The 26,514-nt window shown below is 43.7% G+C and carries 26 protein-coding genes, 1 pseudogene and 2 other annotated features; of the genes and pseudogenes, 21 read left to right on the forward strand and 6 right to left on the reverse strand.

Annotated elements, in window-relative coordinates:
* The first annotated feature begins 105 nt into the window (after nt 1-105).
* The 9 genes from ytxC to ACIQ0C_RS00455 all read left to right on the forward strand — a co-directional run bounded on the left by ytxC (nt 106) and on the right by ACIQ0C_RS00455 (nt 6,577).
* Nucleotides 106-966: a sporulation protein YtxC gene (ytxC, locus tag ACIQ0C_RS00415; protein ID WP_402835285.1), complete on the forward strand. Its 861-nt coding sequence runs from the start codon at nt 106-108 to the stop codon at nt 964-966.
* A gap of 390 nt (nt 967-1,356) precedes the next feature.
* Nucleotides 1,357-3,288 carry a threonine--tRNA ligase gene (gene thrS / locus ACIQ0C_RS00420; RefSeq protein ID WP_402835284.1) on the forward strand — a complete coding sequence of 644 codons (1,932 nt, stop codon included), beginning with the start codon at nt 1,357-1,359 and terminating at the stop codon, nt 3,286-3,288.
* Nucleotides 3,289-3,394: 106 nt separating this feature from the next.
* The gene (locus ACIQ0C_RS00425; RefSeq protein WP_153246102.1) at nt 3,395-3,565 is read left to right on the forward strand and encodes a hypothetical protein; all 171 of its coding nucleotides are present in this window, start codon (nt 3,395-3,397) and stop codon (nt 3,563-3,565) included.
* Between the two features lie 52 nt (nt 3,566-3,617).
* A complete protein-coding gene (locus tag ACIQ0C_RS00430) occupies nt 3,618-4,112 on the forward strand; it encodes a GNAT family N-acetyltransferase (protein ID WP_403055885.1) in 495 nt (164 codons plus the stop codon).
* Between the two features lie 125 nt (nt 4,113-4,237).
* Nucleotides 4,238-4,374, forward strand: a sequence feature (ribosomal protein L20 leader region).
* A 98-nt stretch (nt 4,375-4,472) separates the two neighbouring features.
* On the forward strand, nt 4,473-4,973 hold the full coding sequence (gene infC, locus ACIQ0C_RS00435) for a translation initiation factor IF-3 (protein ID WP_034309072.1): 501 nt from the start codon (nt 4,473-4,475) through the stop codon (nt 4,971-4,973).
* Between the two features lie 34 nt (nt 4,974-5,007).
* Nucleotides 5,008-5,208 carry a 50S ribosomal protein L35 gene (rpmI, locus tag ACIQ0C_RS00440; RefSeq protein ID WP_034309070.1) on the forward strand — a complete coding sequence of 67 codons (201 nt, stop codon included), beginning with the start codon at nt 5,008-5,010 and terminating at the stop codon, nt 5,206-5,208.
* Nucleotides 5,209-5,243: 35 nt separating this feature from the next.
* Nucleotides 5,244-5,603: a 50S ribosomal protein L20 gene (gene rplT / locus ACIQ0C_RS00445; RefSeq protein WP_034309067.1), complete on the forward strand. Its 360-nt coding sequence runs from the start codon at nt 5,244-5,246 to the stop codon at nt 5,601-5,603.
* Between the two features lie 68 nt (nt 5,604-5,671).
* Nucleotides 5,672-5,947: a DUF1294 domain-containing protein gene (locus ACIQ0C_RS00450; RefSeq protein WP_048681184.1), complete on the forward strand. Its 276-nt coding sequence runs from the start codon at nt 5,672-5,674 to the stop codon at nt 5,945-5,947.
* A 60-nt stretch (nt 5,948-6,007) separates the two neighbouring features.
* Entirely contained in the window at nt 6,008-6,577 is a 570-nt protein-coding gene (locus tag ACIQ0C_RS00455) for a TVP38/TMEM64 family protein (protein WP_034309063.1), read from the forward strand.
* A gap of 53 nt (nt 6,578-6,630) precedes the next feature.
* Here the strand turns inward: ACIQ0C_RS00455 and ACIQ0C_RS00460 are convergent, their stop codons facing one another.
* On the reverse strand, nt 6,631-7,011 hold the full coding sequence (locus ACIQ0C_RS00460; protein WP_403055890.1) for a sigma-w pathway protein ysdB: 381 nt from the start codon (nt 7,009-7,011) through the stop codon (nt 6,631-6,633).
* Nucleotides 7,012-7,120: 109 nt separating this feature from the next.
* Here ACIQ0C_RS00460 and ACIQ0C_RS00465 point away from each other — a divergent pair, with 109 nt between their 5' ends.
* Both ACIQ0C_RS00465 and ACIQ0C_RS00470 read left to right on the forward strand, forming a co-directional pair.
* Nucleotides 7,121-7,609 (forward strand): dUTP diphosphatase, encoded by a 489-nt coding sequence (locus ACIQ0C_RS00465; protein WP_402835280.1) that lies wholly within the window; start codon nt 7,121-7,123, stop codon nt 7,607-7,609.
* 64 nt (nt 7,610-7,673) lie between these two features.
* Nucleotides 7,674-8,759, forward strand: coding sequence for a M42 family metallopeptidase (locus ACIQ0C_RS00470; RefSeq protein ID WP_403055893.1), 1,086 nt, complete (start codon nt 7,674-7,676; stop codon nt 8,757-8,759).
* A gap of 63 nt (nt 8,760-8,822) precedes the next feature.
* Here the strand turns inward: ACIQ0C_RS00470 and ACIQ0C_RS00475 are convergent, their stop codons facing one another.
* From ACIQ0C_RS00475 to ACIQ0C_RS00490, 4 genes are all read right to left on the reverse strand, one after another.
* Nucleotides 8,823-9,527, reverse strand: coding sequence for a LutC/YkgG family protein (locus ACIQ0C_RS00475; protein ID WP_403057075.1), 705 nt, complete (start codon nt 9,525-9,527; stop codon nt 8,823-8,825).
* Nucleotides 9,521-10,951, reverse strand: a complete 1,431-nt coding sequence (locus ACIQ0C_RS00480; protein ID WP_403055896.1) for a LutB/LldF family L-lactate oxidation iron-sulfur protein — start codon at nt 10,949-10,951, stop codon at nt 9,521-9,523. The genes ACIQ0C_RS00475 and ACIQ0C_RS00480 overlap by 7 nt, the downstream gene beginning before the upstream one ends.
* Before the next feature lie 23 nt (nt 10,952-10,974).
* Entirely contained in the window at nt 10,975-11,691 is a 717-nt protein-coding gene (locus tag ACIQ0C_RS00485) for a (Fe-S)-binding protein (RefSeq protein ID WP_403055899.1), read from the reverse strand.
* A 180-nt stretch (nt 11,692-11,871) separates the two neighbouring features.
* Entirely contained in the window at nt 11,872-12,603 is a 732-nt protein-coding gene (locus ACIQ0C_RS00490) for a FadR/GntR family transcriptional regulator (RefSeq protein WP_403055902.1), read from the reverse strand.
* Between the two features lie 253 nt (nt 12,604-12,856).
* Between ACIQ0C_RS00490 and ACIQ0C_RS00495 the strand changes: the two genes are divergently transcribed.
* From ACIQ0C_RS00495 to ACIQ0C_RS00525, 7 genes and pseudogenes are all read left to right on the forward strand, one after another.
* Nucleotides 12,857-14,545, forward strand: coding sequence for an L-lactate permease (locus ACIQ0C_RS00495; RefSeq protein ID WP_403055905.1), 1,689 nt, complete (start codon nt 12,857-12,859; stop codon nt 14,543-14,545).
* A gap of 73 nt (nt 14,546-14,618) precedes the next feature.
* A complete protein-coding gene (locus ACIQ0C_RS00500; RefSeq protein WP_403055908.1) occupies nt 14,619-15,731 on the forward strand; it encodes a PucR family transcriptional regulator in 1,113 nt (370 codons plus the stop codon).
* A 119-nt stretch (nt 15,732-15,850) separates the two neighbouring features.
* Complete coding sequence (glcD, locus tag ACIQ0C_RS00505) at nt 15,851-17,263, forward strand: glycolate oxidase subunit GlcD (protein WP_403055911.1); 1,413 nt, start codon at nt 15,851-15,853, stop codon at nt 17,261-17,263.
* Nucleotides 17,260-18,585: pseudogene (locus ACIQ0C_RS00510) on the forward strand ((Fe-S)-binding protein). The gene glcD and the pseudogene ACIQ0C_RS00510 overlap by 4 nt, the downstream one beginning before the upstream one ends.
* Before the next feature lie 246 nt (nt 18,586-18,831).
* Nucleotides 18,832-19,761, forward strand: a complete 930-nt coding sequence (locus ACIQ0C_RS00515; protein ID WP_403055914.1) for a YsnF/AvaK domain-containing protein — start codon at nt 18,832-18,834, stop codon at nt 19,759-19,761.
* A 161-nt stretch (nt 19,762-19,922) separates the two neighbouring features.
* Nucleotides 19,923-20,735 (forward strand): general stress protein, encoded by an 813-nt coding sequence (locus ACIQ0C_RS00520; RefSeq protein ID WP_403055917.1) that lies wholly within the window; start codon nt 19,923-19,925, stop codon nt 20,733-20,735.
* A gap of 421 nt (nt 20,736-21,156) precedes the next feature.
* Entirely contained in the window at nt 21,157-21,540 is a 384-nt protein-coding gene (locus tag ACIQ0C_RS00525) for a hypothetical protein (protein WP_402835269.1), read from the forward strand.
* Between the two features lie 16 nt (nt 21,541-21,556).
* Here ACIQ0C_RS00525 and sspI read toward each other — a convergent pair whose 3' ends face one another.
* Nucleotides 21,557-21,766, reverse strand: coding sequence for a small acid-soluble spore protein SspI (gene sspI, locus ACIQ0C_RS00530; RefSeq protein ID WP_057911488.1), 210 nt, complete (start codon nt 21,764-21,766; stop codon nt 21,557-21,559).
* Between the two features lie 122 nt (nt 21,767-21,888).
* On the opposite strand from sspI, the gene ACIQ0C_RS00535 reads away from it, so the two are divergent.
* The 3 genes from ACIQ0C_RS00535 to pheT all read left to right on the forward strand — a co-directional run bounded on the left by ACIQ0C_RS00535 (nt 21,889) and on the right by pheT (nt 26,471).
* On the forward strand, nt 21,889-22,647 hold the full coding sequence (locus tag ACIQ0C_RS00535; protein ID WP_403055920.1) for a TrmH family RNA methyltransferase: 759 nt from the start codon (nt 21,889-21,891) through the stop codon (nt 22,645-22,647).
* A gap of 43 nt (nt 22,648-22,690) precedes the next feature.
* Nucleotides 22,691-22,929, forward strand: a binding site (T-box leader).
* Between the two features lie 58 nt (nt 22,930-22,987).
* Entirely contained in the window at nt 22,988-24,028 is a 1,041-nt protein-coding gene (gene pheS, locus ACIQ0C_RS00540) for a phenylalanine--tRNA ligase subunit alpha (protein ID WP_098370018.1), read from the forward strand.
* Nucleotides 24,029-24,056: 28 nt separating this feature from the next.
* Nucleotides 24,057-26,471, forward strand: a complete 2,415-nt coding sequence (gene pheT, locus ACIQ0C_RS00545) for a phenylalanine--tRNA ligase subunit beta (RefSeq protein WP_403055923.1) — start codon at nt 24,057-24,059, stop codon at nt 26,469-26,471.
* Nucleotides 26,472-26,514 lie beyond the last annotated feature (43 nt).

Consider the following 26,514-nt stretch of genomic DNA (forward strand, 5'->3'; position numbering starts at 1 on the left):
AATGGAGGTCACTTTTTTCTTCTTACAAGGCCCATCCTACTTCTAAACACGTCCCCATCCCCATATACATGAAAAAAGAAGCAAGGGGGAAGGGGGGATGTCGTAGTGCAAATTTCGTTTCAAAACGATTCAGAGGCATTGAAATTACTGAATTTCGTTTCTGTCCATCCATTGGGGGCAGAATTTCAAGCATATATTCGATTTCTTCCGCAACAAGGCATGCATGTGGATATGACGGAGTCTTCAGGTGATGAATGGCTAATTCTGCTTCGAGATGCATTTCATTCTTTTTTATTGGAAGAAAAGACGCTACCTGTTCTGGAGCAAATAATAGTCAGTAAATTTTTTTATAGGGAACGGGAAGAAATTGAAGCCATCATTGAAATTGCATCATCGATCATCGAGGCGGAAAGAGCCAGGAATCAAGATGAAGCATTCAGTACGGAGAAACGATTGATAGAGGAAGGACTTCAAAGCATCTTGGCTGGGAAGGTATCTTTTTCATTCGATTCTTTTACGACCTTCCGGTTGAAATCGTTTCAGCACACTTTGGAGAAGTATGTCGTCAAGGCGATTGATGAATATAAGCTGGAACAGGATTATCAAAATTTCATTGCTACGCTCCGTGATTGCCTTCATGGGCAGGAGTCGAAATTAAGGAAGCTCCACCTGGTCAACCAGGATGGTTTTCACTTCTATGATCAGAAATTCAGCAAACTCGACCGTCCAAAAATCAATAGTATGATCGACAGGAGGCTTCTTGCCAAAAGTTCACTTTTTCTCGATACGGTGATACTTGCCCCGCTTTTATCGATTGCTCCTGAAAACTTGTGCATCTATACCGATGACAAGGAAGAGGGGCTGATCCAGACCATTTCAAGGATTTTCGAAGAACGGGCGACTATCTTGCCACTTTCGTCATTTACTATGCATTTGAATGATCTTTCGTGGAAAAAAGAAAATTAACCTTGATTTTCACCGTATAACAAATTATAATTTCCTACATACTATTAAAAAACTAAAAGTTATGATGAGGACAAGGGTATTCTAGTCGCCGATTATCAGAGAGGGGAGCCAACAGGCTGTAAGCTTCCTATTCGCATGGAACACTTACCACCTTTAAACTTCGGCTCGGAAAGCAGGCATTCTGCGAATATGAGCTGACGGGAAGCTGCCGTTACCAAGTTACAAGTGCCATTTTGCCGTGAGAAGCAAGATGGAACGAGGGTGGAACCGCGGGTTAATGATATTTATTACTAAGCTCGTCCCTGTTTTATACAGGGGCGGGCTTTTTTGTGTTGTAATGGAATCAAAAACCTGTAATTTGTTCGAACAAATAAGAAGGAGTGAAACTGAATGTCAGAATTACTGAAAATATCTTTTCCTGACGGAGCGGTTAAGGAGTTTGCTAAAGGCACAACAACTGAAGACATCGCTGCATCCATCAGTCCTGGTTTAAGGAAAAAATCCATTGCCGGAAAATTCAATGGTGAATTATATGATTTGAAACGTCCGATTGAACAAGATGGTACAATCGAAATCGTCACACAGGACGCAGCGGATGCTCTTGAAGTATTGCGTCACAGTACAGCGCACTTGATGGCACAAGCGATCAAACGTTTGTACAAAAACGCTAAATTCGGCGTAGGGCCAGTCATCGAGGGCGGCTTTTACTATGATATGGATCTGGAGGAATCATTGACTCCCGAAGACCTTCCATTGATTGAAAAAGAAATGAAGAAAATTGTCAACGAAAACCTGGAAATTTCCCGCATCGAAGTGAGTCGTGATGAAGCGATTTCCCGTTTTAAAGAAATCGGCGACGAGTATAAATTGGAGTTGATCGATGCGATTCCTGCCGATCAGCAGGTAACGCTTTATGAGCAAGGGGAATTCTTTGACCTTTGTCGTGGAATTCATGTTCCATCAACGGGGAAAATCAAAGAATTCAAGCTATTGAGCATCGCTGGAGCATACTGGAGAGGCGATAGCAAAAATAAAATGCTTCAACGCATTTACGGTACGGCTTTCTATAAAAAAGAAGATTTAGCCGAACACCTGCGTCTCCTTGAAGAAGCCAAGGAACGTGACCATCGTAAAATCGGCAAAGAATTGGACTTGTTCATGAGCTCACAGAAAGTAGGACAAGGGCTGCCGATGTGGTTGCCAAAAGGCGCGACAATTCGCCGTACAATCGAAAGATACATTGTAGACAAGGAAGAACGTTTGGGTTATGACCATGTCTACACACCTGTAATGGGAAGCGTGGACCTTTATAAAACATCTGGACATTGGGATCATTACCAGGACGGCATGTTCCCGGTCATGGAGATGGAAAACGAACAGCTTGTCCTGCGTCCGATGAACTGTCCGCATCACATGATGGTCTATAAAAACAGCATCCACAGCTACCGCGAACTGCCAATCCGGATTGCCGAGCTAGGCTTGATGCACCGCTATGAAATGTCAGGTGCCCTTTCAGGCCTTCAGCGTGTGCGCGGGATGACATTGAATGATGCGCATATTTTCGTCCGTCCGGACCAAATCAAAGAAGAGTTCAAGCGCGTTGTGAACCTTGTTCTGGAAGTATATAAAGATTTCGATATCAAGGATTATTCATTCCGTCTGTCTTATCGCGATCCTCAGGATACAGAAAAATACTTCGATGATGATGACATGTGGGAAAAAGCGCAAAGCATGTTAAAAGGCGCCATGGATGAACTTGGTCTGGATTACTTTGAAGCGGAAGGTGAAGCGGCATTCTACGGTCCTAAGCTTGATGTTCAGGTGCGTACTGCCTTAGGGAAAGATGAAACGCTTTCCACTGTTCAGCTTGATTTCTTGCTTCCTGAACGTTTCGATCTTAATTACGTAGGTGAGGACGGCAAGCAGCACCGTCCGGTTGTTATCCACCGCGGCGTCGTTTCCACAATGGAACGTTTTGTCGCTTACTTGATCGAAGAATACAAGGGGGCATTCCCGACTTGGCTTGCACCTATTCAAGCACAAGTGATCCCGGTCTCACCTGAAGTGCACTTGGATTATGCGAAAGAAGTACAGGAAAAACTTAAAGCGCAAGGCATTCGTGTCGACCTGGATACACGTGACGAGAAAATCGGTTACAAAATCCGTGAAGCGCAAATGCAAAAAATCCCGTACATGCTGGTCGTTGGAGACAATGAAGCCAAAGAAGGCAGCGTGAATGTACGTAAATACGGTGAACAAAAATCCGAAACGATCGCTTTTGAAGATTTCGTTTCAGCGATTAAGGCGGAAGTGAGCCGTTAACAGCAAAAAGAGGGGCACATATAGTTGTGTCCCTCTTTTTAATTATGGCATGATAAAATGAAACCATCATGTGAAAATATGTACAGCCATGAAAAGGAGGGGCAGCATGAAAAAGAAATTTACTTATCTATTCGGACCGACATTCCTTGTCATCATCATCTTATTGTTATTGGATGGTTATCGACAATATGCCATCGTCCCGGTCCTGTTTTTCTGGATAGCGTTATTTTCTTGGGACGCCATTGAGAAAAAGAAAAAGGCGAAAGAAGACTCTTAAAATTTGATGGCTTCTGTCAGTATGGACTGTAACCAAAGGGGGAGTGGGATAAATGAAGATTAGAAAAGCTTCAAGGAAAGACGCGGGTAACTTGGCTTCTCTGTTCAATCATGTTGAAGATTCCGGGTACATGCTGTTTAACCCTGGGGAAAGAAAAGCTACGGGGAAACAAATGGAAAAGCAATTGGAGCAAATCGAAAAAAATACCCCTTCCGTTTTCCTCGTTGCTGCTAGTGGCGATGAGTTGAATGGTTACCTAATTTTATTGGGCAATCGAATGGGCCGAACGAGGCATTCCACTAAAATCGTCATCGGCATCAATGAACAGGATAGAGGAAAAGGCATCGGTACGAAGTTATTTCTTAAAATGGAGGAGCATGCACGGACAAACGAAATTCGGCGCCTGGAATTGTCCGTGATTGCAAACAACGCCCCTGCGCTTTCCTTATATCGAAAGATGGGTTTTGAAAAGGAAGGAATAAAGCGGGAATCACTGTTTTTTGATGGAATGTATCATGATGAATATTTTTTGGCCAAATTACTTTAAAAAACGTATTGTCAAATAACTGAATGTCTGATAATATTAATTTTGTTGTGAAAAACGAATAAATTAGCATTTGACAAGTCATCAGTGTTTATGATATATTTCTAAAGTGAATTGAATACGTGTTTGAGGAAAAGAAGAAGCACCCGCTTCTCACCTGGTTGACGCAAACAATGCAGTTAACAGGTCATGATTTGATTATTTGGATCTTTCTGAATGAGTCTATCAGTGTGGGTGCAACATGCATCCACACTTTTTTATTATGATTATATCCTGTAAGCGAGTTGTGAGCGTGACCGAATTTATTCAAATATTCGTATTCGCCAATATCTTTGGAGGTGGCTAACTATTAGTAAAGACGCGATGGTAAACGAGGGCATCCGAGCCCGTGAAGTTCGTCTTATTGACCAAAACGGAGAACAACTTGGAATTAAAACGAAATTCGAAGCATTGGAAATTGCCGCTCGTGTAAATCTTGATCTAGTTTTAGTTGCTGCAAATGCAAAGCCTCCGGTAGCCCGGATCATGGACTACGGAAAACACCGCTTCGAGCAGCAAAAGAAAGACAAGGAAGCACGTAAAAATCAAAAAGTCATCAGTCTGAAAGAGGTTCGTTTGAGCCCGACGATTGAAGAACATGATTTCAATACGAAGCTTCGCAACGGTATTAAATTCCTTGAAAAAGGCGATAAAGTAAAAGCTTCTATCCGATTCAAAGGACGTGCCATTACGCATAAGGAAATTGGTCAACGTGTACTCGTTCGTTTTTCTGAAGCATGTAAAGAAGTGGCTACAATCGAGCAACACCCAAAAATGGACGGGCGCAGCATGTTCATTATATTAGCACCGAAAAACGAAAAGTAATTGTAAAGTAATTTGTAATGAGGAGGAATACCTTATGCCTAAAATGAAAACTCACCGCGGATCTGCTAAACGTTTCAAAAAGACTGGATCCGGCAAACTTAAGCGTTCTAACGCTTACACAAGCCATTTATTTGCTAACAAATCTACTAAGCAAAAGCGTAAGCTTCGCAAAGCTAGCCTTGTAAGCAAAGGTGACTTCAAACGTATTCGTCATATGCTAGACAACATTAAATAAGTTCGATTTATCGAGTTAAATAGGAGGGAAATAACATGCCACGTGTAAAAGGCGGTACTGTTACTCGCAAACGTCGTAAAAAGGTAATAAAATTAGCTAAAGGTTACTATGGCGCGAAACATATTCTTTTCAAAGTAGCTAACCAACAAGTAATGAAGTCAGGAAACTATGCTTTCCGTGACCGTCGTCAAAAGAAACGTGATTTCCGCAAACTTTGGATCACTCGTATCAACGCTGCAGCACGCATCAACGGTCTTTCATACAGCCGTTTAATGCATGGTCTAAAGCTTGCTGGTATCGAAGTGAACCGCAAAATGCTTGCTGATCTTGCTGTTGCTGACGAACAAGCTTTTGCTCAATTAGCAACTGCTGCTAAACAACAATTAGACAAATAAGTCTGACTGATACAGCCACTCTCTTTTCAAGAGGGTGGCTTTTTACATATTTTAAGGAGGGAATGAGAATGCAAGGAGTATGGTTCATTGCTGCTTATATGATCATCACAAACATCATCGGGTTTGCCTTGATGGGAATCGACAAAAGGAAAGCGCGTAATGGGGAGTACCGGATCAGCGAAAAGACACTTTGGTTTTGGGCAGTCATAGGCGGGGGGACCGGGTCCTTTTTGGGGATGAAGCAATTCCGCCATAAGACGAAGCATGCCGCTTTTAAGTGGGGCCTGCCTATATTGATGATTCTTCAGATAGGCTTATTGATTAAGTTATTCATTCAATTGTAATATGTAGCCCGTATGATGTATATGCTTGTAGAAGCAGCAAAGAGTAGCTGGAGGGAGAGCATGAATGATAAACTGACACTTGTGATGAGCTACGTTCAATCTGGAAGCGTGTTTGCACCGTTGATTTTTATCACTTTTCATTTATTAAGGCAATTTTTATTCATTCCTGTCATTGTGGTTTGCATGTCCGGCGGAGTATTATTCGGGGCAGCTTTTGGAACCATCTATTCGGTAATCGGTTTGACGCTGTCCAGTATGGCCTTTTATTTCGTGATAGGCAAATTTCCGAAAACAAAGGATAGGCTGCTGCGTCTTAAGAATAAGCTGTTTGGAAACCGAAAGCTAAACAGCCGGCAAATTGCAGTACTGAGGCTAATACCATTCATCCACTTTTACTTACTGTCGCTTTGCTTATTGGAATCCAATAAAGGGCTGAAAAATTATTTTTACCTATCCTTCATGACCAATCTCCCTGTAGCATTCGTATACACGGTTTTTGGCCACTATATTGCAGATTTCAGTCCAACGCTTATCGTCATCATTTTATTATCCTTAACCTTATTGATCTATTTATTGAGAGAGAAGCAGACGGTCGTCCCCTGGAAGGAATTTTTTCGTTCAGATGATTAATATAGAGCCTTGAGTCCATTTTTCTCAAGGCTCTTCATTGCGCATGATTTTTTTCATTTTTGTAAAAACTCCTTAACCGGGCTCTTCCAATCAATAACGGCATCCGGGTATTGTTTTTTAATGGCTGCCTCGATTTTTAAGAAGTCATTTCGCTTCAAGCCTTTCAGGCCGGCCACTTTTTTAGGCCATATGAAGATGGAGATGACCTCGAAGGAGCGTTCCGTCGTCCCTAAATACTTTTCCCCTTCAAACATCACCCCGTTGTACGTCAATAAAAAATTCTTTCGTATATTGGCTGTATCGTCGAGCAGAAAGAATTTTTTCTGTTCATGTGCCAGCTCTAATTTTCTTTTCGGATTAAATAGGTATTTGATGACTGTATATATTAAGAAAATGATGAGAGCCAAAAGAATGGACCGCATGATCAATACCATGGAGATACCTCCTTAAACAGAGTGATTCCCTTAATTTACGTATGGGTTTTTAATAAGTTTCATTTATTTGATATAATTTAGGGGAAGACGATGGAAAGAAGTGATGAAAATGAACATAGGTAAATTAATGGAAATGCAGGCAGCTTTGGACGAGCATATACAATCAAAGCATGATTTGGGTGCTGAAGACTTGGTGGAACGGAAGATACTTGCTCTTTTAGTGGAGCTTGGAGAGCTTGCCAATGAAACAAGATGTTTTAAATTCTGGAGTCTTAAAGGACCCTCTGATAAAGAAACGATTTTGGCTGAATACGTGGATGGCATCCATTTCATTTTGTCACTCGGGATCGAACGGGGATTTGTGCCGGAAGTTCCATCTGCCCTCAAGATGCATCGGGAGGATTTGACGGTTCAATTTACCGCTATTTACGGCTACATCAGTGAATTTCGCACACAGTTGACAGAGTCATCTTTCCAAAAGGTTTTTACTGCGTATTTACATTTAGGGGAGTCGCTTGGATTTTCGGCAGTGGATGTGGAAAAAGCATATGTAAGCAAAAATGAAGTGAATTACGAAAGGCAAAAGCAAGGCTACTGATTGTTTATGTAATCGATTGTCTGTATAATTATTCTTGTAATGTAAGTTATAGGGAGGTAAGGGAATGGCTCAATTGGATGAAACGTTAAGGATGCTTCGGGACTTAACTGATGCTAAAGGCATTGCAGGAAATGAAAGTGAAGTAAGAAAAGTGATGACCGAATACATAACACCATTTGCTGATGAAATATCGACAGATGGCCTGGGCAGTTTGATTGCAAAGAAAACGGGAGATGAAAACGGACCGAAAATCGTGGTTACCGGGCATATGGACGAAGTCGGTTTCATGATCACCCAAATTGATGATAAAGGATTTTTGCGTTTTCAGCCGGTTGGGGGCTGGTGGTCACAGGTAATGCTGGCCCAACGCGTGACAATCGTTACAGGTAAAGGTGATATAACTGGCGTTATCGGTTCCAAGCCGCCACATATCCTGTCAGCGGAGGCGCGGAAGAAGCCGATTGATATTAAGGATATGTTTATTGATATTGGTGCATCCAGCAAAGAAGAGGTTAGGGAATGGGGCGTAAAGCCAGGGGATATGGTTGTGCCATATTTTGAATTCACGGTCATGAATAATGAAAAGATGCTGCTCGCCAAAGCTTGGGACAATCGAATTGGCTGTGCAATCGCCATTGATGTGCTTAAACAGCTGAAAGACGGCGACCATCCTAATGTCGTTTATGGAATTGGCGCAGTGCAAGAAGAGGTCGGCCTGCGTGGCTCCAAAACATCCACATTCAAAATTCAGCCGGATATCGGTTTTGCCGTCGATGTAGGCATTGCTGGTGATACACCGGGGGTTACCGATAAAGAAGCGATGAGTAAGATGGGGGAAGGCCCGCAAATCGTCATCTATGATTCATCGATGGTGGCACATAAGGGATTACGCGATTTCGTCACCGATACGGCTGATGAAATGAATATTCCTTATCAATATGAATCAATCCCAGGCGGCGGGACGGATGCCGGTTCCATCCATTTAACGGCAAATGGTGTTCCCGCTCTGGCGATCACGATTGCCACACGCTACATTCATTCACACGCAGCAATGCTTCACAGGGATGATTATGAGAATGCAGTTAAGCTCATTGTCGAAGTGATTAAACGCCTCGATCGCGAAGCGGTTGATCGGATCATTTACGAATAATATAGTGAAAGTTAAAAATGGAGAGGCCTAATTTAGGTCCTCTCCATTTTCTTTTTCCTATTTCTACTTGTCTTCGACGATTATATAGACCGCTTTGATGGGTCCATGGACGCCGACGACAAGGTCCATTTCGATATCAGCCGAATTGCTCGGCCCTGTTATGAAATTGATGCAGGAAGGAACGACTTCGCCCCGGGTAACTTTTGAACGGATGGCCGCAGCAGCCTGCGTCATTCGCGGAACGATGGTGCTTTTTGGAATGATGGAAACATGGCAGGCAGGGAGGAAGCTGATGGAACGGCCATGGTCCTTGTCGCTGAACAAGACGACGGTCGCTGATTCTGCTAGTGTCATCTCACTGAATGTGATTCCGATGTTAGCACTTTCTGCTTTTTCGATATTTTCATTCCCGGCTTGGTGATCCCATATATGGACATCTTTTTCCTTTAAGATACCCTCTAACCCATAGGCGGAAAATCGATCGTCCTTAGGGATGATCAAGGGTCCGTTTCCAAGTTCCTCGATCACCTGTGTTAAACAATGCATCACTTGCTTGGAGTCGGTAACGTGAAATTGAGTATGCACCCGTTTACATTGCTCTTTCAATTCCGCGACAAGATCATTTGGTGTCGCATGTTTCAAAACTTCTTTTTGGGGGGCGTGCTTCCATTCCGGAACGGAGATGCCCTCCGTAATAGGAGCACGCCCCAGGTTTTTAGCTATATTGTTTAAAAATGCCCCTTCATTATGGATGGTTCCATTCATGATGGTTTCCCTCCTTTTTCCCGATTTTTGAACCAGTCCCGAAAGCTCTCTTTACCTGGAGCAGGGAACTCCCGGCTTTCTGTCCAAGTTTTGAGTGGTCCCGGTCCTTTCGAGATGATATCCCCCGTTTTAAAAGGTGACATCGCTGATGGGGCCATTTTGGAGCCGAACTTATAAAGCATAGGCGATGCCGCACCAATTCCGAAGGCCTTCATGGCCATCTTTTCTGAAAACGGCGCCATTTTTTCCTTTTCTACGATGACTTCACGATGCTTCCTCAATAAATCATGAAGAGGAATCTTTACCGGACAGGCATCTGTACATGCTGCACAAAGAGTGGAGGCATATGGCAGTTCCTTGAAATCATCATATCCCCCGAGTAAGGGTGAAAGCACAGCACCGATTGGTCCTGGATATATTGAACCATATGAATGACCGCCAACCTGGCGATAGACCGGGCAGACATTTATACAGGCAGCACAGCGAATGCATTGAAGAACTGATTGAAACTCAGTTCCTAAAATTGAGGAACGTCCATTATCTACAATCACAAGGTGAAACTCCTCGGGTCCGTCTACATCATCTTCATCACGCGGACCGGTAAGTGCGGTGATGTAACTGGTCAATCTTTGGCCGACAGCGCTTCTTGTCAATAAGCTGACAAGGACTTCGAATTCATCGAATGTAGGTACAAGCCGTTCCATACCCATCACGGTGATTTGCGTTTTTGGGAGGGCAGTGACCAAATCGGCATTTCCTTCATTCGTCACCAAACCGATCGAGCCCGTTTCCGCAATCGCAAAATTACAGCCGGTAATGCCCACATCGGCGCTTAAGAAATCTTTCCGCAGAATGCCCCGCACATGGGCGGTAAGCTCTTCCGGTTTTTCGGTTTGCGTATAGGCAAGCTTTTCTTTAAAAACGTCCCTAATCTGTTCTTTATTTTTATGGAGAGCAGGTGCGACGATATGGGAAGGGGGATCATGATCATCCACTTGTAAAATGTATTCACCAAGGTCCGTTTCAACGACATCGAGGCCAACTGCCTCAAGTGTTGCATTCAAATTGATCTCTTCCGTGACCATCGATTTGGATTTCACGACCTTTTTGGCATTCTTTTTTACAATGACATCCTTAATGTATCCGCTTGCTTCTTCAGCGGTTTCAGCGAAGAAGACATGACCGCCCCTTTTCGAAACGTTTTCTGCAAGCTGGTGCAAATAGAAATCAAGGTTACTGAGCACATGCTGCCGGATTTCTTCCCCAAGGGAACGCCAATCCTCCCAGCTTCCCAATTCATCAACGGCAGTCAGTCGCCGTCCGTGTAATCGTTCTTGGGCACTGGATACGGCCAATCGCATAAAGTCATTATGTATTCCTTCATCCACCCGTTCTTTAAATTTGGCAGAGCTGGTTTTCATAGCCATAAGTTTATCCCTCCTCGCTTTCTTTAAATACTATTCAGGACTTCCGCAATGTGAAGCACTTTCACCGGCTGCCCCTTCCTTTGGATCCGTCCGCCTATATTCATCAAACATCCTGCATCCCCGCCGATTAAAAAATCTGCCCCGGTAACTTCAATATTGCATACCTTCTCCTCGACCATTTGCCCGGAAATGTCACCCATCTTAACCGAAAATGTCCCCCCGAACCCGCAGCAGTTTTGGGCATCCGGAAGTGGTGTCATTTCCAGTCCCCTGACATGGCTTAATAAAATGGCAGGTGCTTCCTTCACCTTAAGCAGCCGTGTCATATGGCATGAAGTATGATAAGTGGCCTTTCCCTTAAGGGTCGCTCCGACGTCGGTCACTTTTAAGACATCCACGATGAATTGGGACAATTCATATGTTTTAGCCGCTAATGATGCCGCTTTCTTTTCCCATTCGGCATCGCCTTTGAAAAGAACCGGATATTCCTTGAACATCGCTGCACAGGAACCGGAAGGGGTTACGATGTATTCAGCATCCGCGAATGTTTTAATCATCTTTTTCATGGCTTCCTTCGATTCCTTCGTATACCCGCTATTATATGCCGGCTGTCCGCAACATATCTGGGACTCCGGGAAATCGATCTCACAGCCTAATCTCTCGAGTAGCTCCACTGTGGCTTTGCCGACATTGGATTGAAACAAATCCACTAAACATGTTGCAAAGAGAGTAACTTTCAAACTGAACTCCTCCTTTTTAAAAATAGGTTAACAGGTCATCTGATGACTAAAAAATGGAAAAAGGAAATGGCTAAGTGAATATACCAATTTCCAAGATTTTTAAATGAAGTAATCGTTTTCAAAATAATATATCAATTTAATCCTTTTTTGTATAGGGTATTTTTAAAATTTAAAGGAATGTCAATTATTCTTTTGCTGATTCTTTTGGATGACCCGGTCCAGTGATTCCTCGACGCTTTGAAGGTGAAATAGCATGGCACTGCGGGCTCCGTCTTCATCCTGTGCCACAATTGCATCATATATCCTGACATGCTGCTGGTAAAGCTGCTTAAGTGTCATCTCTTCGGAATAAAGCGCAATCCGGCGGATATCACGCATCTTTTCCGTCATTAATTCCGAAACGTGATTCATCAATGTAATCAGCAGCTCATTTTGTGATGCGTTTGCCACGGCAACATGGAAGGCGATATCCGCTTTATCACTGAGCTCTTCATCATCTGATACCTTTTCCAAATCAAAAAGCCTGTCCTTGAGTTCGATAAGGTTATCTTCCGTTCTCTTCTTCGCTGCCACTTCTGCCGTACCGGACTCCAGGATTTTCCGAACTTCCAGTAAATGCTTGATATTGTCTTGATCCATCAAAAGGGCGGCAGACAAGGGGTGGTTCATGATGGTGGGGTCGAAGGTTTTGACGAATGTTCCTTCACCTTGTTTTATTTCAATAAGACCCATTGAACTCAATGCACTTAATGCTTCGCGGATGGCCGGGCGCCCGACTTGGAAATTTTCCGCAAGCTGCTGAATGGAATCCAATTGTTCACCTGGTTTCAGGCTGCCTGACCGAATCATTTCATAAAGTTCATCGCTGACTTCTTCATAAATTTTTTTCGGCTTTATTTTTTTATATACCAAGTAGTAGCACCTCTATTTTCTATGAGTTTCTCTGGTTAATATTATATAACACAAATGATATTTGACACTTCCAGAAGGGTGAAAAATCAACAAAAAATAAAAAAAATCTTGATTTTATATTTTCAATCATTTAATTTTAATGAGTACTCATCAAGTCATCTGATGACTTTGAATATTTGAATATGTAAGGGGTTTCAATTAGCGGTTGATTTCTGATTTTTTAAAAAATTTATAGAAAATGGAGTCGAAATGAATGACATGGACACAAAACTTTACGCCGATCACCGATAATTTAGTTTTATCATCTCTTGCTGCACTCATTCCAATTCTTTACTTTTTCTGGGCACTTACCATCAAACGTATGAAAGGTTACATTGCAGGTGTAACCACGCTGCTTGTAGCTCTTGCAGTGGCTGTATTGATATATGGAATGCCTGCAGGAAAAGCCGTGATGTCCGCTTCACAAGGAGCCGTATATGGGCTGCTCCCAATCGGATGGATAATCATCACTTCCGTATTTTTGTACAAAATGACTGTTAAAAGCGGACAATTCAATATCATTCGTTCTTCGGTGCTTTCGCTTACGGAAGACCGCCGCCTCCAGGCATTATTGGTGGCATTTTCTTTCGGGGCCTTTTTAGAAGGTGCCGCGGGATTTGGAGCACCGGTCGCCATTTCAGCCGCGCTATTGGTCGGTCTCGGATTTAACCCGCTGTATGCAGCCGGGATTTGCTTGATCGCGAATACCGCTCCGGTAGCATTCGGGGCGGTTGGAATACCGATCATCGCCATGGAAGGCCCTACTGGCATAGCCGCCATGGAGATTTCAAAAATGGTCGGCCGACAATTGCCATTCCTTTCGGCTCTCATTCCGCTTTATCTCATTTTAATCATGACTGGGTGGAAAAGATCGCTTGAGGTCTTGCCGGCAATTTTGGTTTCCGGAATTTCCTTTGCCATCACACAATACTTAAGTTCGAATTTTCTTGGGCCCGAATTACCGGACATCCTTTCCGCGTTAGTGTCACTGTTTGCATTGGCGATCTTCCTTAAATTCTGGAAACCTAAAACGATCTTTCGCTTTGCATCCGAGGAAACGGCAGCAGCTGTCGAACCTTTATATTCAGCCGAAGCGGAAACAAAATACACGAAATGGCAGATATTCCATGCTTGGTCACCATTCCTTCTGTTAACGCTTTTCATAACAATATGGGGGATGAACCCAATAAAGCCGGCACTCTCCGGACATTATGAAGGCAACAATGTATTGCTTGGTGGAATTAATGAAATCGGGAAACTATTAACCTTCCAAATCCAAGTACCAGGTCTGCATAATGAGATAATCGGGAGCGATGGATTGCCGATTGCGGCTTTCTATAAAATAGAACTGCTCGGAGCAGCCGGGACGGCCATTTTACTGGCCGCCATCGTAACGAAGTTCATCGCACACATGTCTGCAAAAGACTTTTATGGCACCTTTGTTGAAGCGATGAAAGAGTTGGCCAAACCAATCTTGATGATTTCTACCGTGGTGGCTTTTGCCTATGTGACCAATGCTTCAGGCATGTCGACAACATTAGGGATGACCCTTGCAAAATCGGGTGATTTATTTCCGTTCTTCGCACCGGTTCTCGGCTGGCTGGGTGTGTTCATTACCGGATCGGATACATCAGCCAACCTCTTATTTGGCAGTCTGCAGAAAGTGACAGCGCTTAAAGTGGGGATGGAACCGGTCCTGGCACTGGCGGCGAACTCTTCCGGAGGAGTCACCGGAAAGATGATTTCCCCCCAATCGATAGCGATTGCCTGTGCTGCCGTTGGATTGGCGGGCAGGGAATCGGAATTATTGAGATTCACGCTCAAACATAGCTTATTTTTATTGCTGCTTGTTTGTGTGATTACCTTCTTGCAAAATGGCGTCCTTTCCTGGATGATTCCATAATTAGAATGAGGCTCCCTTTTCATAGGGGAGCCTTGAAATATTTTCAAGTCGATTCAAAAAAGGAGGACATTTAATGCAATTGGCAGCTGTGGCAGGAAAATTGGTGCATGAGGTTCGAAAACTGATTGATGAGGAGATCATCATTATTGACCATGCTGGCACGATTATCGCCAGCACCGATGGCAGCCGTATTGGATCTTTTCATGAAGGGGCCATTCACGCTTTCAACAATCGTGAGAAATTGATCATCAATAAACAGGATGAACGAAGTTGGAAAGGAGTGAAGGCAGGGATAAACCTGCCCATTTTCTTCAATCAGGAAGCCGTTTGTGTCATAGGAATTACGGGCGACCCCAAACATGTTTCTCCCTATGCGGAACTTTTAAAAAAAATGACGGAGATGTTCATTCAGGAAAGCTATCATATCGAACAAACAGAATCCCAATCACGTCTGATGGAATTCTTTGTGTTTGAATGGCATCAGCTGAAGACGTTCAATGATCTCTTCCTTCAGAAGGCCAAGTTGCTTGGGGTCGATGTTCATGCAGACCGGATCATCACCCTGGGTGAATTTAAGACTGAGGAGATCATTGAACCTCATGTGTGGAAAACGCTTCAGATATTCATAAGACAGCAGCATCCCAATGACATCGCAGTACGTTGGGGGAGGAACCAATTCGTCATTCTTTCAATGGCCGATTTCTTCGGTTCAAAAATCCAGCAATTAAAGAAATTAAGTAAACTGCAAAAAAGACTGGAAGAGAGCTCGGGTTATAAAGTGTGTGCAGGAGTTAGTTCGCGTGCATCAGGAGCCGCTTTCAGGTCAGCGTTTTTTAAAGCGGAACGTTCCTTGAAAATCGCGTTTCCTTCATCGGGGATCATATTTGACGAGGACTTGAAACTTGAGGTCCTGCTTGATGAAGTTACCGCTGAAACAAGACAGGAATATTTATCCCGGACGATTGAGGAGTTGCTTCCTAATGAGGATCTGCTTAAAACCCTTTCCATGTATTTTGCATGTGATCTATCTTTAAAGGAGACCGCTAGAGCCCTGCATATCCATATCAATACCCTCCATTACAGGCTCAAGCGCATAGAAGATTTGGCCCGGCTGAATCCTCGGAAGCTAGCCGATTTAGTCACTATGTATCTAGCAGTATGTGTATTGGATAAACATACAAATTAATTCTATGAAAAGCTCTAAATTCTATATGTTCATACATAGAAGGCTGAGTGTTTTTTTTCTTATACTTACATCATATAAAAAAATCTCGAATTTCCTATGTTTATTTGAGGAGGATGTACATGTTAACAAAGCAGGTTAAGCAGCTACTTCTTACCATAGTCGGTCAGGAGAATTACGATGACTCGAAAGTGGAATGTCTAGTCTATTCATATGATGCAACGCCAGGGTTTCAAGCCATGCCGGATGCTGTCATTAAGCCGGGCTGCACAGCTGAAGTCGCAGCCATCGTCAAAGTTTGCAACGAATACAATGTTCCGATCGTTCCCCGCGGGTCTGGTACGAATTTAAGCGGAGGCACCTGCCCGACAGAGGGGGGGCTTGTCCTTTTATTCAATCGAATGAATTCATTACTTGAAATAGATGAAGAGAACTTAACGGCGACCGTACAGCCTGGGCTCATCACATTGGACTTGATTTCCGCAGTTGAAGAGAAGGGATTGTTTTATCCGCCGGATCCAAGTTCGATGAAAATCTCTACGATTGGCGGCAACATTAATGAGAACTCCGGCGGACTGAGAGGGTTAAAGTATGGAGTCACCCGTGATTATGTCATCGGGCTTGAAGTGGTCCTTCCGAATGGGGACATCATTCGAACAGGGGGCAAGCTTGCCAAAGATGTAGCTGGATATGATTTAACGAAACTTTTTGTCGGATCGGAAGGGACTTTGGGCATCGTTACGGAAGCGACCTTAAAGCTGATCCCAATGCCGGAAACGACTAAGACGATGCTTGCCTTATATCAAGATCTGGATGCTGCAGCCCAGTCAGTGGCCAAGATCATTTCAAATAAGATCATTCCTGTTACATTAGAATTTCTGGATCGGCCGACATTGATCGTTGTTGAAGACTTCGCGAAAATCGGTTTGCCTACCAATGTGGAAGCCGTCCTGCTGATTGAACAGGATGGCCCGCCTGAAGTGGTGGAACGTGATATGAAAAGAATGGCCGATATCTGTCTAGAGGAAAAGGCGGTTTCCGTGGAAATTGCCGAAACGGAATCTGACGCTGTCGCCTTGAAAACGGCAAGACGGACAGCACTTTCCGCATTGGCACGGCTCAAGCCGACGACCATCTTGGAAGATGCCACCATTCCAAGATCGGAAATTGCCAAAATGGTTACAGCGATTAATGAGATCGCTGACAAACATAACGTGGACATTTGCACTTTCGGTCATGCTGGGGATGGGAACTTGCATCCAACTTGCATTACCGACGCTCGTGATCATGAGGAAATGGAGAGGGTGGAGCTCGCTTTTGCCGACATTTTTGCCGCGGCTATCGACCTTGGCGGGACGATTACCGGTGAACATGGTGTAGGAGCGATGAAGGCCCCGTATCTTGAATGGAAGCTGAAGAAAGAAGGGATTGATGCCATGAGGGCGATTAAACAAGCTTTCGATCCCAATAACATCATGAATCCCGGCAAGGTATTTGCCAAGGAAACGAGAAAAAGGGTGGTGGTTTCTACATGACCACAGTTCAGGAAAGGGAAACCATTGCCATTCAATTCGCGGAAAGAATGAATGAAGATGAATTGTTGAATTGTATGCGCTGCGGCTTTTGCTTACCCCACTGCCCGACATACATAGAATCGGGGCTGAAGGAATCCCATTCACCAAGGGGCCGGATTGCACTTATGAAAGCGGTGGCGGAAGGTGTGATTGAGCCCGATGAGGATGTAGAACGTTCGTTGAGTCTTTGCCTCGGCTGCAGGGCTTGTGAGCCTGTGTGTCCTTCAGGTGTGAAATATGGACATCTTCTTGAAGAAGCAAGGGATATCATCCAGCAGAATAAAAAACATAGCTTCCCTGTAAAAACGATTCGCAAGGCCGTTTTTAGTGGATTATTTCCGCACCAGGAGCGAATGCAGGCCATGACAAGTTTGCTTGGCTTCTATCAGAGATCTGGCCTGCAATATGTGGCCCGGAAAACGGGAGTCCTCAATATGCTTCCGGATAATTTGGCAACCATGGAAAGAGTGCTGCCGAAAGTCCCGAAAAAATCAGAAATGAAAAATAGGCCAACCAAGCTGCCTGCAATCGGAACGCCGCTCAAAAAGGTGGCTTTCTTTTCCGGATGCTTGATGGATACGATGTTTTTGGAAACGAACAAGGCCACACTAAAGCTGCTACAGCTGGCCGGATGTGAAATCGTGATTCCAAAATCCCAGGCATGTTGCGGGGCGCTGCATGGGCACAGTGGTGAAAAAGCAGGTGCAAAGCAACTGGCCAAGCGTAATATTGAAGCCTTTGAAGCTGAGGAAGTTGATTATATTATTACGAATGCGGGCGGCTGTGGCGCTTTTCTCATAGATTATGACCATCTGCTCCAAGATGAACCGGAATGGCACGACCGTGCAACCGCATTTAAAAATAAGTTGAAAGATATCAGCCAGATTCTTGTTGATTTGCGTTTTTAGGAAAAAGTTCGCCTTAAACTGCCAGCTCAATCCGTAACTTTCCAGGATTCCTGTCACTTACGGAATGTGATGAACGCCTCCTCGGCTCCGCGAATTCTCCTACAATCGATAGAAGGAATCGATTTCAGGGAAATGAGGGATGCCGATCGATGCTGCGGCTCAGCTGGGATTTATAATATTGTTGAATCAGAGATGTCCATGAATATTCTCGACTCTAAAATGGAGCACACGAAATCGACACAGGCCGATATTGTTGTCACGGCAAACCCTGGCTGTCTGTTGCAAATGCAATTGGGGATCGAGAGGGAAAACGTGGGGGAATGTACAAAAGCGGTGCATATTGCGGACCTGCTAATAAAGGCTGTGGCTTTATAATAGAAGAAAATAGATTACAAGCAGTAAATGAAATGGCATTTATGGGTTAAACATTACATCTTTATAAATGGGGAAACCCTTGTAAAGCCTGGGTTTCAACTAAAAAAGCGTTCTGTGCTGAGAACGAATTGTAAATGATATAACAAAAATGAAATATGGATTCCTCGTTTACTTAGGAACATGGCGGGTATTGTTTATATATAGCATCCACTAAACGAAACAATAAAACCTAAGGAGGAATGTAAAATGAATAAAACAGTATATGGAGTATATGAATCAAATGCAGAAGTGATCCAAGCAATTAATGCACTTAAGGCAAAGGGTTTTGAAGGGGACGATATTACGGTTGTCGCAGACAAGGAAGAAACTTTGGATTTCACGAACCATCAACGTGAAACGGATGTTCATACAATGACGAATGTTCCTAATGACGAATCATTTATGGACAAGGTGGCACGTTTCTTCATGCCGGAAGATACGGCAGACCTTTCAACAAGATTGGCGAAAGCAGGCCTTTCGAATAGCGATGCAGCTGAACATGTCTTTGATGTAGAAAATGGAAAAGTCCTGGTTCTGGTTGAAGAAGGTGAAGGCCATCTTGGAACGGCAAAGGATAAATTCACGACTGGTACAATGGACACTGCCGGTACAAGGCTTGATACAAACTCCACCAACCAACTATATAATGGTACGGAAAAGACCGATGCATTAAATAAAGAAGATGTTTATGGAGTCAGCGGACGAGGCCGTGAATTGCCAGAAGATGAAAGGACGCTTACACTTCGGGAAGAACAGCTGAACATTGACAAAGAAAGGGTTCAGACGGGAGAAGTCGTCATTAACAAAGAAGTCAATGAACAGCATAAAACGATTAATGTCCCTGTTGAACACGAAGAAGTGACAGTCGAGCATAGATCGGTTTCGGGACGTGAAGCAAATCTGGAAACCGGAAGCATTGAAGATGGGGAAACATTGCGAATCCCAGTTGTTGAAGAAAAACTGGAAGTTTCGAAAAAACCGGTTGTCACAGATGAAATTGTCATCAAGAAACATGCTGTACAAGAAACGGAACAGGTTCAGGATACTCTTAAAAAGGAAGATATCCAGCTTGATAGTACAGATGAATCGATCGTGAATGAGAAAAAGGCAACTGAACGTAGAACCGACCGCTTCTAAGAGTGAAGGAAAAAACCTGCAGTTTTAAAAACTGCAGGTTTCTTTTTGATTTTAAAGACTGATTGTTCGATAGGGAGGCAAACCTTTTTGTTTAATTAGCACCCATCAGGGTATAAATACACTTAAGGAGAATTATCGGAAAAATAGGAGGAGGAAGAAGCATGGGAAAAACATTATATGGTGTTTTTAATACGGAAAGTGAAATGATCCAGGCTATACAATCCCTCAAGGAAAAGGGGGTCCATGAAGGGGAAATAACGGTAATGGCTGATAGGAAAGAAGATTTGGATTTCGTCAATGAAAAGCCTGTTCCCGATGTCGACGTCGTTACTAAATCTAACGAGGATTCCTTCATTGATAAGATGAGACACTTTTTCATGAACGAGGGTTCTGAAGATATAAGGAACCGACTAGGTGAATTAGGACTATCCGATAGTGAAGCCACCGCTTATATAAATGAAGTGGAGGCCGGAAAATATCTGATTCTTTTAGATGAATCGGAAACCGTTTCAGCACGGGAGAGCATAACTTCCAATCGCATGGAGGATACGGACGAACCTGCAGAGAATCCGCTTAAAACAGGGGTGGTGAACAATCCGGACCCGAACCTTTTTCCTGAAACAACAGCGAATGCCTATCAAACAGGGGAAGTGGAAGCACAGCCAGGAAGAACCGAAGAACTTCATGGGAATTCCGCCAACATCTTTGAAAATGAAGAGCTGGATACGAAGCGGGCTCAAGAAAGGGAAATCTGGGGGAATTCCACAGAAAAATTCAAGAAGCAAAAACCAGGGAATCATGAAGGGACACTGGCAAGCGACCCGCATGCAGAACCGTTTTCTGCCGATACTGACAAAGCCCTTGATGCTCAAGGTTCAATGAATCGGACTCTTAGCCCGAAGGCTAGCGGGCAGCAAGAGGAAGGCTTGCAGGATGAATATATCAAAAATCGAATCAATACCGACAATCTGTAATACGCAAAAAGAACAGCCTGCACAAGGCTGTTCTTCAGTTTGTAGATAAAGAGGGAATGGAAAATATAGCTATCATCAAATGATGTTCCAGAACCAACTGACCCAAAGCATCATTTTCAATTCCTCAGATCTGATTTCTATCTAGTTGATTGGGAGGAAGGTGCAAAGCCCCCTGACCGCCCGCGGAAAACGAGTGCCTGGAATGGAAATCAACGTCCAAATTGTACAAGCCCATTAAGAAACTGTAGGCAAACTCGATTTTTCATCTAGTTTGTTTCCAGACCGTTATTTTAAAAAACCCTTTAGGCAGAGGGTTCCCTCGTTCATTTCAATAGACTATTTGCTTGTTTATTGATAAAGCCGCAAGGTATAATGACAAAGGAATTTTATTTTTAGTAGAGTAACAAGGAGAGGGAGAAACATGGAAAAAAACGTATATGGTGTTTTTGACTCTAATCCGGAACTACTTGCTGCAATTCAAGACTTAAAAGCTAAAGGCATATCTGGCACCCAAATGACAGTGGCAGCTGATATAAAAAATTATGTGCAGCTTGGAAATGAACATACGGATATACTGATCATTGCCAATCAGGATAAGGAAGACACGCTTTTTTTGAAAATTTTCCACTACTTCACAGATGAAGGATCTGGAGATTTACGCAGCTTTTTCACGAAATACGGCTACTCTTTTGCTGAGACAAAAGCGATGCTTGAAGAAGTGAGCGCAAAAAAATTCATCTTGCTGCTTGATGAAGAAGTCTCCATCGAAGGACTGAAGGCTGGCGAAGCGAGATCAAAAAAATAACAGCCGTTGAAGGCTGTTATTTTTTTAATCCTGCTTCGAGGGCAGTGATCATTTCCTGTTTTTCCTGCTCAGATGAATTTTGCCAGATTACCTCGAATAATACTCCCAATCCAGGAAGCATTTTTTCCTCGCCATTTTGTATGGCATCAACAATCGTGTCTTCCAGCTGCTCTTGCGAATTTCCAGATACATTTTGGATGATCGCATTACGTAAGTTTAAATTCATAATTATTCCTCCTCTAACACATAATGACTGACATTAATAGCATTTCACAAACTCGCATGCAATATGTATGTGAATTGCGTTATAATAGGAAAATCAGTGTGAAGTTAAAGGAGCGTTTACCCTTGAAATATATCGAATCCGTAAAAAACCCGCAAGTAAAGCAATGGAAAAAACTTTTGACGAAAAAAGAACGGGATAAAACAGGTAAATATTTAGTCGAGGGCTTTCACCTAGTTGAAGAAGCCTTAAAAGAAGAAATCGTCTTGGAAGTGATCATCAATGAAGAAACTGAAATGCCTGCCCATTTTAAGGTGGAAGGCACAGAACTCATTTATGTGAAAAATGATATTATGAAGGCGATTTGCGATACCGAAGCCCCGCAGGGAATTGCTGCGGTTTGTGAACAGAAATCAACGAGCATGGCATCCATCAATCCCGATAAGCTATTGTTGATCGATGCCGTCCAAGATCCGGGGAATATTGGAACGATGATCAGGACAGCGGATGCAGCTGGAATCGATGCGGTCATACTAGGCGAAGGGTGTGCTGACTTGTATAATCCCAAAGTGGTCCGTTCGACGCAAGGGAGCCTCTTCCATATGCCTGTCATTAAAGGGAGCCTATCCGAAATCATCGATGAGCTGAAGCAAAGCGGCACACCGGTTTATGGCACGGCATTAGAAGGGGCATCGCCATTTGAAGAAGTGGAAAAGTCTTCCCGATTTGCCCTGCTGGTCGGTAATGAAGGCCAAGGAGTATCAAAGGAATTATTGGAGAAAACGACTAAAAACCTCTATATTCCCATCTACGGAAAAAGCGAATCATTGAATGTGGGGATCGCTGCCGGGATTTTAATGTACCATTTACGAAAATCGATTTGAAACGGCCGAAGAATTATAATATAATAAAACAGAATTTTATAATGAAACGACGATGACAAAGAGTAGTAGCTTAAAGTTAACCATAACCAGGGAGAAAATGCCTTGACTGAAAGCATTTTTATGGCACTGCTTAAGTGAATTCACCTTTCGAGTTGGCATTGGGAAGACAGATTGTCTGAAAAATGTTCCGGTGAAGAGCCGTTATTTTTAATGAAGTGAGTGCAGAAGTTTATTTGTGCACTAATAAGGGTGGTACCGCGATACATAAACCTCGTCCCTTTAGGGATCGGGGTTTTTTTGTGTTCATTTTTACAAAAGGAAAATAAAGGAGGAAGACATGATGCAGGAACGTTTACTAGAACTGCAGGAAGAAGCGTTGCAAAAAGTTGCCGCCGCTTCCGAATTAAAAGAACTGAATGAAGTCCGTGTTGCTTATTTAGGGAAAAAAGGGCCAATCACTGAGGTATTGCGCGGCATGGGTAAATTATCTGCCGAAGAACGTCCGAAAATCGGGGCACTAGCCAATGATGTACGGGAAGCGATCGCAACAAAGATCGAGGAGAAACAAAAAGCGCTTGAAACTGCGGCAGTCAATGCCAAGCTAGCAACTGAAACGATTGACGTCACACTTCCAGGACGTCCGGTAAACAAGGGGAATCTACACCCATTAACACGTGTCGTGGAAGAAATCGAAGACCTATTCATCGGGATGGGTTATACCGTTGCAGAAGGTCCTGAAGTCGAAAGCGACTACTACAACTTCGAGGCACTTAACTTGCCAAAAAGCCATCCGGCACGTGATATGCAGGATTCCTTCTACATCACGGATGAAATCCTTATGCGTACTCACACTTCACCTGTTCAAGCCAGAACGATGGAAAAACATAAAGGTCAAGGTCCTGTTAAAATCATTTGCCCAGGAAAAGTATATCGCCGTGATAATGATGATGCGACACACTCCCATCAATTCCAGCAAATTGAAGGCTTGGTCATCGATGAGAACATCAGCATGAGCGACCTGAAAGGAACGCTAGACGTATTTGCGAAAAAAGTATTCGGGCAAGACCGTGAAATCCGTCTTCGTCCAAGTTTCTTCCCATTTACGGAGCCTTCCGTCGAAGTGGACATTTCTTGTAAAATCTGCGGAGGTAAAGGCTGCAGCGTTTGTAAACAAACAGGCTGGATCGAAGTGCTTGGCGGCGGGATCGTTCATCCGAATGTCCTTGAAATGGCTGGCTTCGATTCCAAGAAATATTCTGGATTCGCATTTGGAATCGGCGTGGAACGGATTGCCATGTTGAAGTACGGTGTGGACGATATCCGTCATTTCTATACGAATGATGTTCGATTCTTAAAACAATTCAACCATCACGAAGCATAAATTTTTATTTTAAAAAGGAGGACCTACCATGTTTGTTTCATATAAATGGTTACAAGATTATGTTGACCTTTCAGGCATCAATGCGACGGAGCTAGCTGACAAAATCACGAAAAGCGGCATTGAGGTTGAAGGGGTGGAAAAGAAAAGTGAAGGGCTAAAAGGGGTCGTCATCGGGCATGTCTTAGAACGTGAACAGCATCCAAATGCGGATAAATTGAATAAATGCCAAGTTGATATCGGGGCCGAAAATCCCGTTCAGATCATCTGTGGAGCACCGAATGTCGATAAAGGCCAAAAAGTCGCAGTCGCTACTGTTGGCGCAGTCCTTCCAGGTAATTTCAAAATCAAGAAAGCGAAACTTCGTGGAGAGGAATCGCACGGGATGATTTGCTCGCTTCAAGAATTGGGCTTCGAATCCAAGCTTGTTTCCAAGGATTACGCTACAGGTATCTTCGTTTTCCCTAATGATGTGGAAGTAGGGAGAGATGCATTGGAGGAACTTGGTTTAAGTGATGAAGTGCTGGAACTTGGGCTGACTCCAAACCGCTCCGACGCATTGAGCATGCTTGGTGTTGCATATGAAGTGGGAGCCATTCTAGGCCGGGAAGTGAAATGGCCGGTTGTCGAGAAAGAAGAGGCAGCTGAAAAAGCAACTGATTATATCAGTGTCAAAGTGGAAGCGAAAGAAGATAACCCGATATACATGGCTAAAATCATCAAGGATGTTAAGATCGGACCCTCACCGCTTTGGATGCAAACTAGATTGATGTCTGCAGGCATCCGACCTCATAATAATGTGGTGGATATCACGAACTACATTTTGCTTGAATACGGACAACCGCTCCATGCCTTTGATTATGACCGCTTTGGTTCAAAGGAAATCGTCATCCGCAGAGCGAAGGATGCTGAAAAAATCGTAACATTGGATGAAGCGGAACGCACTTTGACACCTGACCATTTAGTGATCACAAATGGCAGCGAGCCTGTTGCGATTGCTGGTGTGATGGGCGGAGCGGATTCCGAAGTGAAAAATGATACGACGAACATCATTCTTGAAAGTGCATATTTTGCAGGTACAGTAGTTCGCAAAGCTTCAAAGGACCATGGATTACGCAGTGAAGCCAGTGCCCGCTTTGAAAAAGGCGTCGACCCGGCCCGTGTTCGTGAAGCTGGAGAACGTGCTGCACAATTGATTGCACAATATGCAGGCGGAACAGTCTTACAAGGAGCAGCAGAGGTTGATGGATTGACAATGGAACCTGCTGTCATTAGCATCACTCTTGAAAAAATCAACACACTTCTTGGAACAAGCATGACCGTATCAGTTGTGGAGTCAATCTTCAAACGTCTGCAATTCGGAGTGGAACTTGACAATGAAACGTTCACGATCACTGTCCCGACGCGCCGTGGCGATATTACGATTGAAGCTGATTTAGTCGAAGAGGCTGCACGTTTATATGGATATGATAATATTCCCGCTACACTGCCAATCGGTTCTGCTACCCCAGGCCATTTGACAGACTATCAAATTAAACGGCGGAAAGCACGCCGTACACTAGAAGGCGCAGGCCTTTATCAAGCGGTGACCTATTCACTTACAAGCCAGGAAAAAGCGTCCCAATTCGCATTGGAAGCTAGAGAATCCATACGATTAGCAATGCCAATGAGTGAAGAAAGAAGCCAGCTGCGTTTAAGCATCGTGCCTCAATTGCTCGAAGTCGTGAAATATAACAATGCCCGCCAAATTGATTCACTGGCACTGTACGAAATCGGATCGGTATTCTTTAAGCGTGACGAACAAGAACTGCCTGAAGAAAAAGAACATATTGCTGGAGCAATCACCGGCCTTTGGGAGTCGCATCTATGGCAAGGTGAAAAGAAACCAGTAGATTTCTTTGTAGCCAAAGGCGTGATCGAAGCATTATTCGATACACTTGGATTAGCTGATCAAATCAGTTACCGCCAAGCGGAAATCAACGACATGCATCCAGGACGGACAGCGGAAGTTCTATTGAATGGTGAAGTAATTGGCTTTATCGGCCAAGTGCACCCAACTGTCCAAAAAGACTTGGATATTAAAGAAACATACATTTTCGAACTTTCCTTAAAAGCATTGGCCGAAGCAGAAGTCGCGCCGATTGCTTACCAAACCATTCCGCGCTATCCATCAACCACACGCGATATCGCGCTCGTTGTGGATCAAGCTACGAAAGCCGGGGACATTCAAGATATTATTGAAGAAGCCGGTGGCAAACTGCTGAAAGAAGTGAGCATCTTCGACTTATACGAAGGTGATAGAATGGAGGAAGGCAAGAAATCCATTGCCTACTCACTGAAATACTTCGACCCGGAACGTACTCTAACGGACGAGGACATTACAAAAGCACATGATAAAGTGCTTGAAGCCGTTAAAGAAAAAGCTGGCGCAGAGCTAAGAGGATAAAACCAAAAAGACAGCTCCCTGAATCATGGGGAGCTGTCTTTTT

The sequence above is a fragment of the Peribacillus sp. NPDC096448 genome (assembly GCF_044762675.1).
GTDB lineage: Bacteria > Bacillota > Bacilli > Bacillales > DSM-1321 > Peribacillus > Peribacillus frigoritolerans_B.

Coding starts and splice junctions, on each gene's coding strand:
- thrS (WP_402835284.1), top strand. CDS start 1,357: ATGTCAGAATTACTGAAAATATCTTTTCCTGACGGAGCGGTTAAGGAG.
- ACIQ0C_RS00425 (WP_153246102.1), top strand. CDS start 3,395: ATGAAAAAGAAATTTACTTATCTATTCGGACCGACATTCCTTGTCATC.
- ACIQ0C_RS00430 (WP_403055885.1), top strand. CDS start 3,618: ATGAAGATTAGAAAAGCTTCAAGGAAAGACGCGGGTAACTTGGCTTCT.
- infC (WP_034309072.1), top strand. CDS start 4,473: ATGGTAAACGAGGGCATCCGAGCCCGTGAAGTTCGTCTTATTGACCAA.
- rpmI (WP_034309070.1), top strand. CDS start 5,008: ATGCCTAAAATGAAAACTCACCGCGGATCTGCTAAACGTTTCAAAAAG.
- rplT (WP_034309067.1), top strand. CDS start 5,244: ATGCCACGTGTAAAAGGCGGTACTGTTACTCGCAAACGTCGTAAAAAG.
- ACIQ0C_RS00450 (WP_048681184.1), top strand. CDS start 5,672: ATGCAAGGAGTATGGTTCATTGCTGCTTATATGATCATCACAAACATC.
- ACIQ0C_RS00455 (WP_034309063.1), top strand. CDS start 6,008: ATGAATGATAAACTGACACTTGTGATGAGCTACGTTCAATCTGGAAGC.
- ACIQ0C_RS00460 (WP_403055890.1), bottom strand. CDS start 7,011: ATGGTATTGATCATGCGGTCCATTCTTTTGGCTCTCATCATTTTCTTA.
- ACIQ0C_RS00465 (WP_402835280.1), top strand. CDS start 7,121: ATGAACATAGGTAAATTAATGGAAATGCAGGCAGCTTTGGACGAGCAT.
- ACIQ0C_RS00470 (WP_403055893.1), top strand. CDS start 7,674: ATGGCTCAATTGGATGAAACGTTAAGGATGCTTCGGGACTTAACTGAT.
- ACIQ0C_RS00480 (WP_403055896.1), bottom strand. CDS start 10,951: ATGGCTATGAAAACCAGCTCTGCCAAATTTAAAGAACGGGTGGATGAA.
- ACIQ0C_RS00495 (WP_403055905.1), top strand. CDS start 12,857: ATGACATGGACACAAAACTTTACGCCGATCACCGATAATTTAGTTTTA.
- ACIQ0C_RS00500 (WP_403055908.1), top strand. CDS start 14,619: ATGCAATTGGCAGCTGTGGCAGGAAAATTGGTGCATGAGGTTCGAAAA.
- glcD (WP_403055911.1), top strand. CDS start 15,851: ATGTTAACAAAGCAGGTTAAGCAGCTACTTCTTACCATAGTCGGTCAG.
- ACIQ0C_RS00515 (WP_403055914.1), top strand. CDS start 18,832: ATGAATAAAACAGTATATGGAGTATATGAATCAAATGCAGAAGTGATC.
- ACIQ0C_RS00520 (WP_403055917.1), top strand. CDS start 19,923: ATGGGAAAAACATTATATGGTGTTTTTAATACGGAAAGTGAAATGATC.
- ACIQ0C_RS00525 (WP_402835269.1), top strand. CDS start 21,157: ATGGAAAAAAACGTATATGGTGTTTTTGACTCTAATCCGGAACTACTT.
- sspI (WP_057911488.1), bottom strand. CDS start 21,766: ATGAATTTAAACTTACGTAATGCGATCATCCAAAATGTATCTGGAAAT.
- pheS (WP_098370018.1), top strand. CDS start 22,988: ATGCAGGAACGTTTACTAGAACTGCAGGAAGAAGCGTTGCAAAAAGTT.
- pheT (WP_403055923.1), top strand. CDS start 24,057: ATGTTTGTTTCATATAAATGGTTACAAGATTATGTTGACCTTTCAGGC.